The 11,821-nt window shown below is 65.8% G+C and carries 12 protein-coding genes; 11 read left to right on the top strand and 1 reads right to left on the bottom strand.

What is annotated here, in order from left to right; translation table 11 throughout:
* Window positions 1–62 precede the first annotated feature (62 nt).
* From cbiE to cycA, 11 genes are all read left to right on the top strand, one after another.
* Window positions 63–1,274, top strand: a complete 1,212-nt coding sequence (cbiE, locus tag KHO27_RS25065) for a precorrin-6y C5,15-methyltransferase (decarboxylating) subunit CbiE (RefSeq protein WP_214500936.1) — start codon at window positions 63–65, stop codon at window positions 1,272–1,274.
* Complete coding sequence (locus tag KHO27_RS25060) at window positions 1,267–2,361, top strand: cobalt-precorrin-5B (C(1))-methyltransferase (RefSeq protein ID WP_110701773.1); 1,095 nt, start codon at window positions 1,267–1,269, stop codon at window positions 2,359–2,361. The genes cbiE and KHO27_RS25060 overlap by 8 nt, the downstream gene beginning before the upstream one ends.
* Window positions 2,358–3,077 (top strand): cobalt-precorrin-6A reductase, encoded by a 720-nt coding sequence (locus tag KHO27_RS25055; RefSeq protein WP_111533301.1) that lies wholly within the window; start codon window positions 2,358–2,360, stop codon window positions 3,075–3,077. Before KHO27_RS25060 ends, KHO27_RS25055 begins: the two co-directional genes overlap by 4 nt.
* 117 nt (window positions 3,078–3,194) lie before the next feature.
* The gene (locus tag KHO27_RS25050; protein WP_110701776.1) at window positions 3,195–3,632 is read left to right on the top strand and encodes an NfeD family protein; all 438 of its coding nucleotides are present in this window, start codon (window positions 3,195–3,197) and stop codon (window positions 3,630–3,632) included.
* 27 nt (window positions 3,633–3,659) lie between these two features.
* Window positions 3,660–4,514, top strand: a complete 855-nt coding sequence (locus KHO27_RS25045; protein WP_023631114.1) for an SPFH domain-containing protein — start codon at window positions 3,660–3,662, stop codon at window positions 4,512–4,514.
* 111 nt (window positions 4,515–4,625) lie between these two features.
* Window positions 4,626–5,015 carry a DUF2946 domain-containing protein gene (locus tag KHO27_RS25040; protein WP_031315367.1) on the top strand — a complete coding sequence of 130 codons (390 nt, stop codon included), beginning with the start codon at window positions 4,626–4,628 and terminating at the stop codon, window positions 5,013–5,015.
* A gap of 47 nt (window positions 5,016–5,062) precedes the next feature.
* A complete protein-coding gene (locus tag KHO27_RS25035) occupies window positions 5,063–5,548 on the top strand; it encodes a copper chaperone PCu(A)C (RefSeq protein WP_102683976.1) in 486 nt (161 codons plus the stop codon).
* Window positions 5,549–5,568: 20 nt separating this feature from the next.
* The gene (locus tag KHO27_RS25030; RefSeq protein WP_214500935.1) at window positions 5,569–5,994 is read left to right on the top strand and encodes a DUF2946 domain-containing protein; all 426 of its coding nucleotides are present in this window, start codon (window positions 5,569–5,571) and stop codon (window positions 5,992–5,994) included.
* Window positions 5,995–6,063: 69 nt separating this feature from the next.
* Window positions 6,064–8,130: a TonB-dependent copper receptor gene (locus tag KHO27_RS25025; RefSeq protein ID WP_214500934.1), complete on the top strand. Its 2,067-nt coding sequence runs from the start codon at window positions 6,064–6,066 to the stop codon at window positions 8,128–8,130.
* A gap of 58 nt (window positions 8,131–8,188) precedes the next feature.
* Window positions 8,189–9,553, top strand: coding sequence for a PepSY-associated TM helix domain-containing protein (locus KHO27_RS25020; RefSeq protein WP_214500933.1), 1,365 nt, complete (start codon window positions 8,189–8,191; stop codon window positions 9,551–9,553).
* A 212-nt stretch (window positions 9,554–9,765) separates the two neighbouring features.
* Window positions 9,766–11,181 (top strand): D-serine/D-alanine/glycine transporter, encoded by a 1,416-nt coding sequence (gene cycA, locus KHO27_RS25015; RefSeq protein ID WP_094012234.1) that lies wholly within the window; start codon window positions 9,766–9,768, stop codon window positions 11,179–11,181.
* Between the two features lie 86 nt (window positions 11,182–11,267).
* Here cycA and KHO27_RS25010 read toward each other — a convergent pair whose 3' ends face one another.
* Entirely contained in the window at window positions 11,268–11,567 is a 300-nt protein-coding gene (locus tag KHO27_RS25010) for a hypothetical protein (protein ID WP_102683972.1), read from the bottom strand.
* Window positions 11,568–11,821 lie beyond the last annotated feature (254 nt).

The raw sequence follows: 11,821 nt of genomic DNA, 5'->3' as shown, positions 1-11,821 counted from the left end.
TCCGGCGGCATGAAAAACCGGTGGTCGAACGCCCCGCGATCAATAAACGGTATGAGGAACAGATGGCCCCCTGGCTGACAGTAATAGGCATCGGCGAAGACGGCTTCAGCGGCCTGGGCAAACAGGCCCGGCGCGCCCTGCTAGCGGCCACGCGAATCATCGGTGCCCCGCGCCAGCTGGCCCTGTTGCCCCGCTGTGTGACCGCCGAGCAACTGCACTGGCCCAGCCCCTTCTCCCTGGCCCCGGTCCTGGCCCTGCGCGGTGAGCCGGTATGCGTATTGGCCAGCGGCGACCCGATGTTTTACGGCGTCGGCGCCAGCCTGGCGCGCCAGCTGCCCGCCGAGGAACTGCAGGTGCTGCCGATGCCCTCCTCCTGCGCCCTGGCCGCCGCCCGCCTGGGCTGGCCGCTGCAGGACGTGCAGGTGGTCTCGGTGGTCGCCCGCCCGCTGGCGGCGCTCAATGCCCACCTGTACAGCGGCATGCGCCTGCTGGTGCTGAGCAACGACGAAGGCAGCCCGGCGGCCATTGCCGCGCAGCTGCGCGAACGTGGCTTCGGCCCCAGCCGTCTCCAGGTGTTCGAACAGCTCGGCGGCTCACAGGAACGAACGCTGAGCGGCACCGCCGACGATTGGCCACATACCGACATCGCCCCGCTCAACCTGGTCGCCATCGAATGCCAAGCCTCGCCTGATACCCCACGCCTGCCTCGCGTGGCCGGCCTGCCTGACAGCGCCTTCCGTCACGACGGCCAGCTGACCAAGCGCGACGTGCGAGCGATTACCCTGGCGCGCCTGGCACCGCAACCCGGCGAACTGCTGTGGGACGTAGGCGCCGGTTGCGGCTCCATCGGCATCGAATGGATGCGCGCCCACCCCAGCTGCCGCACCCTTGCGATCGAGGCGGACGAAGGCCGTCAGGGCTTCATCGAACACAACCGCGACACCCTCGGCGTGCCCGGCCTGCAATTGATCCGCGACAAGGCACCCGAAGCGTTGGCCGGGCTGGAACGTCCGGACGCGATCTTCATCGGCGGCGGCGTCACCCGCGAGGGCGTGCTCGACCTGTGCTGGGAGCGCCTGCTGCCGGGCGGACGCCTGGTTGCCAACGCTGTCACGCTGCAAAGCGAGGTCGCCCTGGGGCAATTTCGCGACCAGCATGGCGGCGAGCTGACCCGTATCCATATCGCCCACACCCAGCCGCTGGGCAGTTTCGACACCTGGCGCCAGGCCCTGCCGATCACTTTGCTCGACGTGGTGAAACCCGTCGATGCGTGAAGAAACCCGCGAACAGCCCGCGCCCCTGCGCAGCGGCCTGACCACCGGCAGCTGCGCCACCGCCACCAGCCTGGCGGCGGCGCGCCTGCTGCTGACCGGGCAGCACAACGACGCGGTGCACATCACCCTGCCCAAGGGCAAGGTGGTGGAGATGCGCCTGGAGTTCTGCCATCTCAACGGCGAGACCGCCGAAGCCGGAACCCTGAAAGATGCCGGCGACGACCCCGATGTCACCCATGGCGCCCTGCTCTACAGCCAGGTGCGCCTGCTGGCCGAGCCCGGCATTCGCTTTGTCGCCGGGCAAGGCGTAGGGACCGTGACCCGCCCGGGCCTGGTGCTGGGCGTCGGCGAGCCGGCGATCAACCCGGTACCGCGCAGGATGATCGGCGACCACCTGCAACAGTTGGCCAGCGAATGCGGCTATGGCGGCGGTTTCGAAGTCACGGTCAATGTCCAGGACGGCGAGTCGCTGGCGCTGAAGACCATGAACCCGCGCCTGGGCATCCTCGGCGGGCTGTCGATCCTCGGTACCAGCGGCATCGTCCGGCCGTTTTCCTGCTCGGCCTACATCGCCTCGATCCACCAGGGCATCGACGTCGCTCACACCAACGGCTACACGCATATCGCCGCCTGCACCGGCAACGCCAGCGAAGACACCATGCGCCGGGTCTACAACCTGCCGGAGATCGCCCTGATCGAGATGGGCGACTTCGTCGGCGCCGTGCTCAAGCACCTGCGCAAGGTGCCGGTGCCGCGCCTCACGCTATGCGGTGGCTTCGGCAAGATCAGCAAGCTGGCGGCCGGGCACATGGACCTGCACAGCCGCCATTCGAGCATCGACCTGCCGCAGCTGGCGGGCTGGGCGGCGGCCATTGGCGCCGATACCACCCTGCAACAGGCCATCGTCAGCGCCAACACCAGCCAGCAAGCGCTGGCCCTGGCCCATGCCGCCGGTATCGCCCTGGGCGACGAGGTCTGCCGTCACGCCCTGCTCTTCACCCGCAGCGTGGTGCCTGCCCAGGTGCAGGTCGAAGTGTTCGCCATCGATCGCCAGGGCGGCATCGTCGGCAAGGCGGGCGTGGCATGAACGGGCGGATCCTGCTGCTTGGCGGTGTCACCGAGGCCATGGCCATCGCTCGCCAGTTGGGGCCGCAGCATGTCTACAGCCTCGCTGGCATCGGCCGTATTCCTCAGGACCTGACCTGCCAGGTGCGAGTCGGCGGCTATGGCGGCGCCGAAGGCCTGGCCGAGTACCTGCGCGCCGAAGGCATCGACCTGCTGATCGACGCCACCCATCCCTATGCCGCGCAGATCAGCCGCAACGCCGCCCTCGCCGCACGCAGCGCTGGCATTCCCTGCTGGGCCCTGCGCCGCCCGGCGTGGCAGGCGCAGCCCGGCGATGACTGGCGCGAAGTCGAGGACTGGGCCGGGTTGATCGAGGCACTGGCCCCGTTCGAGCGCCCCTTGTTCACCCTTGGCCGCGAACCCCTGCAACATCTGGACGAAATCCCCCCACACCAGTTCTGGACCCTGCGCGCCCTCGAAGCGTGTCCCGGCAATGAACGCTGTGAGGTGATCGGTGCGCGCGGACCATTCCTCATCGACGATGAGCGTGCCCTGTTCGAACGTCGACGGATCGACGTGCTGGTGAGCAAGAACAGTGGCAGCACGGCCACCGAGCCGAAGCTGGAGGTGGCGAGAGAGCGAGGTACTCCGGTGTTGATTCTCAAACGCCCAGAGCTTCCCGAGGTCGATCGGTTGTTCAGCTCTGTGACTGAACTGGTATCGGCACTTACGCGCTGACTTCGATGGCCCCTTGGCCCGACCGGAATCTCAGACGCTTCAACCTTCTCCGCAAATGGCCATTTGCCTCTCCACTGCCGTAAACTCTGCCCCATCCCCCTGGAAGGCCCTGCTCATATGGAAATGCAATGGTGGATCTGGCTCGTCTTCGGCGTGGCCCTGATCCTGCTGGAACTGGTGCTCCCCACCTTCTTCATTCTCTGGTTCGGCATCGGTGCCGTGCTGGTGTCGTTCATTTCGCTGCTTGCTCCCGGCCTGCAACTCGATATGCAGGGCCTGCTGTGGGTGGTGCTCTCATCGATCACCACCGCCCTCTGGTTCAAGGTGTTTCGGCGCAAGAAGCCGGACGTGCGCTGGACCGCCGACAGCGTGATCGGCGAAGTCGGCCTGCTGACCAGCGCCGTGTCGCAGTTCCAGAAAGGCCGCGTGCGCTTCCAGAAGCCGATCCTCGGCAACGAGGAATGGACCTGCGTTGCCGACAGCGACATCCCCGCCGGCGCGCGCGTGCGCCTGGCCGCCATCGAAGGCAACACCGCCCGGGTCACCCGGGCCTGAATCCGCACTAAAAGGAAGTTCGCAAGCATGACCAGCCTCATCGTCGTCGCCACTCTCGCTGTATTCGTCCTGATCACCGTGTTCAAGGGCGTGCGCATCGTGCCCCAGGGCGAGGAATGGATCGTCGAACGCCTGGGCCGCTACCACAGCACCCTCAAGCCCGGCCTGAACATCGTCATTCCGTACATGGACGTGGTCGCCTACCGCCTGCCGACCAAGGACATCATCCTCGACGTGCAGCAGCAGGAAATCATCACCAAGGACAACGCGGTGATCGTCGCCAACGCTCTGTGCTTCGCCAAGGTGGTCGACCCACAGAAAGCCTCCTACGGCGTGCAGAACTTCTCGTTCGCCGTCACCAGCCTGACCATGACCTCGCTGCGCGCCATCGTCGGCGCCATGGACCTGGACGAAGCGCTGTCCAGCCGCGAGCAGATCAAGGCGCGCCTGCGCGAGGCGATGTCCGAGCAGACCGAAGACTGGGGCGTGACCGTGCGCTCGGTGGAGATCCAGGACATCAAGCCGTCGCCGAGCATGCAGACTGCCATGGAGCGTCAGGCCGCCGCCGAGCGTGAACGTAAAGCCGACGTGACCCGCGCCGAGGGCAACAAGCAGGCGGCGATTCTCGAGGCCGAAGCGCGCCTGCAGGCGGCCAAGCTGGATGCCGAGGCCCAGGTGAACCTGGCCGAAGCGTCGGCGCGGGCGATTACCCTGGTCAAGGAAGCCGTGGGTAGCGAGACCGTACCGGCCATGTACCTGCTGGGTGAGCGTTACATTGGCGCGATGGAGAACCTGGCGGCCAGCGACAATTCGAAAGTCGTGGTGCTGCCGGCTGACCTGCAGGAAACCGTGCGCGGCCTGATGGGGCGCGGCAAGGCCTGATATCACCTGGGGCTGCTGCGCGGCCCCAGGTGCGGCACTTCACCGCACCCCGGCTTTTTTACCTATACTCCGCCGTACAATAGCCATCACGATTCCTGACCGGATCTCTCCATGCCCCCACGTCGGCACATTGCCTGGATAGCCTGCCTTGCAGTGCTGTTCAACCTGCTGGCCATGCCGCTGTCCTCTGCCGCGCCCAAGGGCCCGGCCGAACAGCTGCTGTGGGGGGCTTTCTGCTCCAGCATGGCCAACAAGGCCAAGGTCGATGTCCAGGCCCTGGCCAAGATCGACCTGGGGCAGCAAAGCGACGACAGCGCCAGCATGATGAACTGCTGGTGCTGCCTGGGTGCAGCGCCACTGCTGGCCTTGCCCAGCTACCCGCCACAGTTGCACAACCCGCCGCTTCTGATCGCCGGGCACCTGCCGCACCTCGCCGACTACCAGCCCACGCCGCGCCAGCTCTGGCCCGCGCTCAATCCCCGTGCCTCTCCGTTGGTCTGAGTTCACTACGCTGTCCTTCAGAACCTGAACAGACCGGAGACTCACCCATGCTCAAGCAAGCCCTCGTCCTGGCCGCCCTGCTGCTGCCCGGCGCCTACGCCAACGCCCACGAGTACAGCGTCGGCGACCTGCACATCGCCCACCCCTGGTCGCTGGAGCTGCCGCCGAACGCGCCCAACGTCGCCGCCTACTTTGTCGTGCACAACAACGGCAAGGCCGATGACCGCCTGCTTTCGGTGAAAAGCCCCGTCACCGACGACGCCCAGTTGCACGAGCATGTGATGAGCGCCGCCGGCGCCATGAAGATGCAACATGTGCCCAGCGTGTTGGTCCCGGCCGGCAAGGATGTGGTGTTCGCCCCCAGCGCCTACCACGTGATGATCATGCAGCCCAAGGACCGCAGCCTGCTCACCGACGGCAAGCGCTTCCCGCTGACCCTGCACTTCGAGAAAGCCGGTGACGTCACGGTCGACGTCGCGGTGCAGAAGCAGCCGCCAGCCGAGCAGGCCGCAGTGCACGAACACACGCACTGACCGACTGACAGGCGCTCGCCATGAGCCTGCCGCGCTACAGCTCCGCCCGCAGCACCCGCCCTGATCGCAGGCGCGTCGGTGGCGGCTGGCTGAGCCTGTTCGCCATGTGGATGATCTTCATCGGCCCGCTGGTTTCCCAGTCGATGCCGATGGAGCACCACGCCGGCATGGCCATGCCCATGGACATGTCGATGAGCATGCCCATGACCCACGACGAGCACCATGGCCACGGCAACGATGGCCAGCTGCATGTCATGTGGGAGAAGTGCGGCTACTGCAGCTTGCTGTTCAACTGCCCCGCCCTGCCCCAGACCCTCAGCCCGCTGACAGCGGGCAGCCAGATCCCCCCTGTCCACCTCACCAATGCCACGCGCCAGGGCCATGCCCGGAAAGCTGTATTCCCCGGCGCCCGCAGCCGCGCGCCGCCCCGTTCGATCGTCGCCTGAACACAACGCGATAAACGCCCGAAGCCAGGAGGCTTCGCGCTGACTCATGACTGATCGACTGGAATCATTATGTCCGGCTGCACCCCTGTTTTTGCCCTTTCCCTGCGTGGGACCATCGCCGTACTGTGCGGCTCGCTGCTCGCGCCACTGGCCTTTGCCGTCGAAACCGGCCATGAAGGCCACATCCACGACACTGCCGAGCTGAGCCCGACGGTGATCACCGCCATCGCCCCGAGCTCGCCGCTGACCGTGGTCACCAACCCCAAGGACCCGCGCCAGCCCGTGCCGGCCAGCGACGGCGGCGACTACCTCAAGACTATCCCCGGTTTCTCGGTGATCCGCGCGGGCGGCACCAATGGCGACCCGGTGCTGCGCGGCATGTTCGGCTCGCGCCTGAACATCCTCACCAACGGCGGCATGATGCTCGGCGCCTGCCCGGGCCGCATGGACGCCCCGACCTCGTACATCTCCCCGGAAACCTACGACCGCCTCACCGTGATCAAGGGCCCGCAAAGCGTGATCTGGGGGCCGGGCGGCTCGGCCGGCACCATCCTCTTCGAGCGTGAGCCGGAGAAATTCGGCGAGCTCGGCAGCCGGGTCAACGGCAGCGTGCTGGCCGGCTCCAACGGCCGCTTCGACAAAGTCCTAGACGCTGCGGCCGGCAACCAGCTCGGCTATGTGCGCTTCGTCGGCAACCAGTCGCACTCGGACGACTTCGAAGACGGCAACGGCGACACCGTGCCTTCGCGCTGGGACAAGTGGAACGGCGATGTCAGCCTCGGCTGGACCCCGGACGCCGACACCCTGCTCGAGCTGACCGCCGGCAAGGGCGACGGCGAGGCCCGCTCCGCCGGGCGTGGCATGGACGGTTCGCAGTTCAAGCGTGAAAGCCTGGGGCTGCGCTTCGAGAAGGCCAACCTCGGCGAGGTGCTCGACAAGGTCGAGGCGCAGGTCTACTACAACTATGCCGACCATGTGATGGACAACTACACCCTGCGCACCCCGTCGGGCAGCGGCATGATGGGCATGCCCATGGTCAGCAACGTCGACCGCCGCACCATGGGTGCGCGGATCAAGGCCACCTGGCGCTGGGCTGACGTGCAACTGATCAGCGGCATCGACGCGCAGACCAACGAGCACCGCCAGCGTGGCGGCATGGGGGTCAACGCGCACAAGGGCCAGCCCTGGACCAAGGATGCCGACTTCCACAACTACGGCGCCTTCGGCGAGCTCACCTGGTATGCGACCGGCGAGGACCGCCTGATCACCGGCGCCCGCCTGGACCGCGCCTCAGCCCGCGACTTCCGCAAGGGCAGCGCCACCGAGGGCGACACCCGCGCCGACACGCTGCCCAGCGGTTTCGTGCGCTATGAGCATGACCTGGCGGCGATCCCCGCCACCACCTACATCGGCCTCGGCCACACCCAGCGCTTCCCCGATTACTGGGAGCTGTTCTCGCCCAAGCGCGCCCCGGCCAGCTCGGTGAACGCCTTCGACGGCATCAAGCCGGAGAAAACCACCCAGCTCGACTTCGGCATCCAGTATCGCGACGAGCGTCTGGAAGCCTGGGCATCGGGCTATGTTGGCCAGATCCGCGACTACATCCTGTTCGACTACCAACGCAACATGATGGGCAACCTCACCTCCCAGGCGCAGAACATCGACGCCCGCATCATGGGCGGCGAACTGGGCGCGGCCTACAAGCTGAGCGAGAACTGGAAGGCCGACGCCACGCTAGCCTACGCTTGGGGCAAGAACAGCAGTGATGGCAAGGCGCTACCGCAAATGCCGCCCTTGGAAAGCCGCCTGGGCCTGACCTACAGCCGCGACACCTGGAGCGTCGGCGCCCTGTGGCGCCTGGTGGCCGAGCAGAACCGCATCGCCCAGAACCAGGGCAACGTGGTGGGCAAGGACTACGACAAGAGCGCCGGCTTCGGCGTGTTTTCCCTCAACGGTGCCTACAAGGTGAACAACAACCTCAAGCTCAGCGCGGGCGTCGACAACCTGTTCGACAAGGCCTACGCCGAGCACCTGAACCTGGCCGGGAACGCCGGGTTCGGCTACCCGGCCAACAGTACCCAGCCGGTGAACGAGCCAGGCAGGACCTTCTGGACCAAGGTCGACTTCAGCTTCTGACAACAACAAACGGGCGCGGGACCTGACCGCGCCCACTTAAGGTCTACGGGAGGCTCTAATGAGCAAACCAAACGTTTCCTTCTACAACCTTGCGTGGCGCTGGCATTTCTATGCCGGGCTGTTCGTGGCGCCGTTCATGATCCTGCTGGCGATCACCGGGATCATCTACCTGTTCAAGCCGCAGCTCGATCCGTTGATGTACCGCGAGCTGATGGTGGTCGAGGCCGGTCATCACCGGCAGGCCGCCGACACCCTGCTGGCCAACGTGCGCCAGGCTTATCCGCAAGGCCAGGTGGGGCAGTACCTGCCAGCGATCAACGCCGAGCGCAGCGCGCAGTTCGTGGTGCATGACGGCGGGCGCGAGATGAATGTCTTCGTCGACCCGTACAGCGGCAAGGTGCTGGGCGAGCAGGATGGCAAGCAGAACCTGCAGGCCATCGCCCGCGCTCTGCATGGCGAACTGATGGTCGGCACGGTCGGTGACCGGCTGGTGGAACTGGCGGCCGGCTGGGGCATCGTCCTGGTTGTGTCCGGCCTCTATCTCTGGTGGCCACGCGGGCGCAGCAGCGCGGGCGTGCTGTGGCCACGTTTCAGCGCGCGCGGCCGCTTGCTGTGGCGCGACCTGCATGCCGTTACCGGCTTCTGGGGTTCAGCCCTGCTGCTGTTGATGCTGCTCAGCGGCATGACCTGGACCGGACTGTGGGGCAAGCAGTACGCCGACCTGTGGAACCGCTTCCCGGCGGCCATGTGGAACGACGTGCCGAAGTCCGATAAAGAAGCGCGCGACCTCAACAGCGCCCACCGCCAGACCGTGCCGTGGGCGATGGAGAACACGCCGATGCCGGTGTCCGGCGCCCATGCCGAGCATGCAGGGCATCACATGATGGATCACGCCCCGGCGGCGCCGCAGGTCAGCCTGCAGCAGGTCGAGGATGTCGCCACCCTGCGCAAGGTCGAACCGGGCTACAGCATCACCCTGCCGACCGGTGCCGACGGCGTGTTCACTATCGCCGTGTTCGCCGACGATCCACGCAACGACGCCACCCTGCATGTCGACCAGTACACCGGCCAAGTATTGGCCGACGTGCGCTGGCAGGACTACAGCCCGGTGGCCCGCGCCACGGAGCTGGGGGTGATGCTGCACGAAGGGAAGATGTTCGGGCCGTTGAACCAGCTCGTCATCCTGCTGGTATGCCTGATGATCCTGCTGGGTTCGGTAAGCGGGCTGGTGATGTGGTGGAAGCGCAAGCCGGCCGGTGGGCTCGGCGTACCGCCGCTGCGCCATGACCTACCGCGCTGGAAGACAGCAGTGGCGGTGATGCTGGTGCTGGGCATCGCCTTCCCACTGGTGGGGTTGTCCATGGTGGTGATGTGGGTGGTGGATAGCCTGGTGGTGCGGCAACGCAAGGTGGTCCACGCCTGAAACCGCATCGCGGGGCAAGTCGCATCGCGGTGCGTCGATGCGACTTGCCCCGCGATGAGGCCAGCACCAACAACCATTGATTCCAGTCATGTCGAGCATCACGCCGTACCGCCAAGATCGTGCCGATCTGCCACACCCGCGATTGGAACGCGACGTGATAGCCTACTCGGCTTTCGCTCACAAAAAGACTGACCCTCAATGGAATGCAGCCTATGACCCGGACCTCCCAGACACCCTCCGAAGAGCAGCACCTGCAACGCAACCTGACCAACCGCCACATCCAGCTCATCGCCATTGGCGGCGCCATCGGCACCGGCCTGTTCATGGGCTCGGGCAAGACCATCAGCCTGGCCGGCCCGTCGATCATCTTCGTCTACATGATCATCGGCTTCATGCTGTTTTTCGTCATGCGCGCCATGGGCGAGCTGCTGCTGTCGAACCTCAACTACAAGTCGTTCATCGACTTCTCCGCCGACCTGCTCGGCCCCTGGGCCGGCTACTTCACCGGCTGGACCTACTGGTTCTGCTGGGTGGTCACCGGCATCGCCGACGTGGTCGCCATTGCTGCCTACACGCAATTCTGGTTCCCCGACCTGCCACAGTGGATACCGGCGCTGAGCTGCGTGGCCCTGCTGCTGTCGCTGAACCTGGTGACGGTGAAGATGTTCGGCGAGATGGAATTCTGGTTCGCCCTGATCAAGATCATCGCCATCATGGGCCTGGTCGCCACCGGCCTGTACATGGTCATCACCGGTTTCCAGTCACCGTCAGGCCATACCGCCACCCTGACCAACCTGTGGAATGACGGCGGCATGTTCCCCAATGGCCTGCTGGGCTTCTTCGCCGGCTTCCAGATCGCCGTTTTCGCCTTCGTCGGCATCGAGCTGGTGGGCACCACCGCCGCCGAAGCGAAGAACCCCGAGCGCACCCTGCCGCGGGCGATCAACTCGATCCCGATCCGCATCATCGTGTTCTACGTGCTGGCGCTGATTGCCATCATGGCCGTGACCCCATGGCGCGACGTGGTGCCGGGCAAGAGCCCGTTCGTCGAGCTGTTCGTGCTGGCCGGCCTGCCGGCGGCGGCGAGCATCATCAACTTCGTGGTACTGACCTCGGCGGCCTCGTCGGCCAACAGCGGCGTGTTCTCCACCAGCCGCATGCTGTTCGGCCTGGCCCAGGAGGGCGATGCACCCAAGGCGTTCGAGAAACTCTCGCGCCGCGCGGTGCCGGCCAACGGCCTGTACTTCTCCTGCACCTGCCTGCTGCTGGGCGCGGTGCTGATCTACCTGGTACCCAATGTGATCGAAGCCTTCACCCTGGTGACGACGGTGTCGGCGGTGTTGTTCATGTTCGTCTGGACGCTGATCCTGCTGTCGTACCTGAGCTACCGCAAGCAACGTGCGGCGTTGCATGAACAATCCACCTACAAGATGCCCGGCGGGCGCTTCATGTGCTACGTGTGCCTGGTGTTCTTCGCCGGCATCCTGGTGCTGCTGAGCCTGGAGGCCGATACGCGCTCGGCGCTGGTGGTGACGCCGATCTGGTTTGTGATCCTGGCGGTGACCTATCAGTTTGTGCGCAGCAGGCGTCAGCCGCGTACCGCCGTGCGTGGGGCGTCGAACAACTGATCCTGAACCCATCGCGGGGCAAGCCCGCTCCCACGCCTGCCGTGTGAGGTCGGCGTGGGAGCGGGCTTGCCCCGCGATGAGGCCCGCTAGCCTTGCTCCAACCCTTCAAGCACGGCTTCGGCCAGCGCCAGGCCTTTCTCCAGCGAGTTCTCCGTTGCCGTCAGCAAACTGCGCAACGGATCTGCGGCCTTCTCCAATGCCGCGGCATTGGTCTCATAGGCCGCCTTCAACGCCGCCACGGCGCACACCAGCGCATCCTCGCTATCGACCCCGGCCTGTACCGAGAGCATCGGCGCGTGGGCGTGATTGCAGGTGCCAAAGTGGGAACTGGCGGTGACCGGACGTGATTTGCGCGGGGTGAGGTTGACCAGTGATTCCTGGTTCATGGCTGCACCTCTCGATGAAAGGTGGCGATCTCGATAAATGCGAACGGTGGATCTGGAACGATCTTCTTGAGCATGGTGCTACTCCTTGCAACATTTCCGAAGTGTTTCTCCGAGCCCATACGCCAATATGGGTGGACGGAGCCGTGCGGGTTGGCGTTACCGGTCGGAAGGCCGGCGAGCCCGAAGGCTCCCACACACAGCTCCGCCCATAACGGGTGCAACCATGCGGGGCACAGATTTCGCGAGAGCGAAGT

The sequence above is a fragment of the Pseudomonas sp. RC3H12 genome (assembly GCF_018596375.1).
Lineage (GTDB): Bacteria > Pseudomonadota > Gammaproteobacteria > Pseudomonadales > Pseudomonadaceae > Aquipseudomonas.
The sequence above is the reverse complement of the archived record's forward strand: the minus strand, read 5'-3'. Positions and strand labels throughout refer to the sequence as shown.

Excerpts from the sequence above, each read along its gene's own strand:
- KHO27_RS25020 (WP_214500933.1), top strand. The coding sequence starts at position 8,189 with ATGAGCAAACCAAACGTTTCCTTCTACAACCTTGCGTGGCGCTGGCAT.
- KHO27_RS25025 (WP_214500934.1), top strand. The coding sequence starts at position 6,064 with ATGTCCGGCTGCACCCCTGTTTTTGCCCTTTCCCTGCGTGGGACCATC.
- KHO27_RS25040 (WP_031315367.1), top strand. The coding sequence starts at position 4,626 with ATGCCCCCACGTCGGCACATTGCCTGGATAGCCTGCCTTGCAGTGCTG.
- cbiE (WP_214500936.1), top strand. The coding sequence starts at position 63 with ATGGCCCCCTGGCTGACAGTAATAGGCATCGGCGAAGACGGCTTCAGC.
- KHO27_RS25010 (WP_102683972.1), bottom strand. The coding sequence starts at position 11,567 with ATGAACCAGGAATCACTGGTCAACCTCACCCCGCGCAAATCACGTCCG.
- KHO27_RS25045 (WP_023631114.1), top strand. The coding sequence starts at position 3,660 with ATGACCAGCCTCATCGTCGTCGCCACTCTCGCTGTATTCGTCCTGATC.
- KHO27_RS25060 (WP_110701773.1), top strand. The coding sequence starts at position 1,267 with ATGCGTGAAGAAACCCGCGAACAGCCCGCGCCCCTGCGCAGCGGCCTG.
- KHO27_RS25055 (WP_111533301.1), top strand. The coding sequence starts at position 2,358 with ATGAACGGGCGGATCCTGCTGCTTGGCGGTGTCACCGAGGCCATGGCC.
- cycA (WP_094012234.1), top strand. The coding sequence starts at position 9,766 with ATGACCCGGACCTCCCAGACACCCTCCGAAGAGCAGCACCTGCAACGC.
- KHO27_RS25035 (WP_102683976.1), top strand. The coding sequence starts at position 5,063 with ATGCTCAAGCAAGCCCTCGTCCTGGCCGCCCTGCTGCTGCCCGGCGCC.
- KHO27_RS25030 (WP_214500935.1), top strand. The coding sequence starts at position 5,569 with ATGAGCCTGCCGCGCTACAGCTCCGCCCGCAGCACCCGCCCTGATCGC.
- KHO27_RS25050 (WP_110701776.1), top strand. The coding sequence starts at position 3,195 with ATGGAAATGCAATGGTGGATCTGGCTCGTCTTCGGCGTGGCCCTGATC.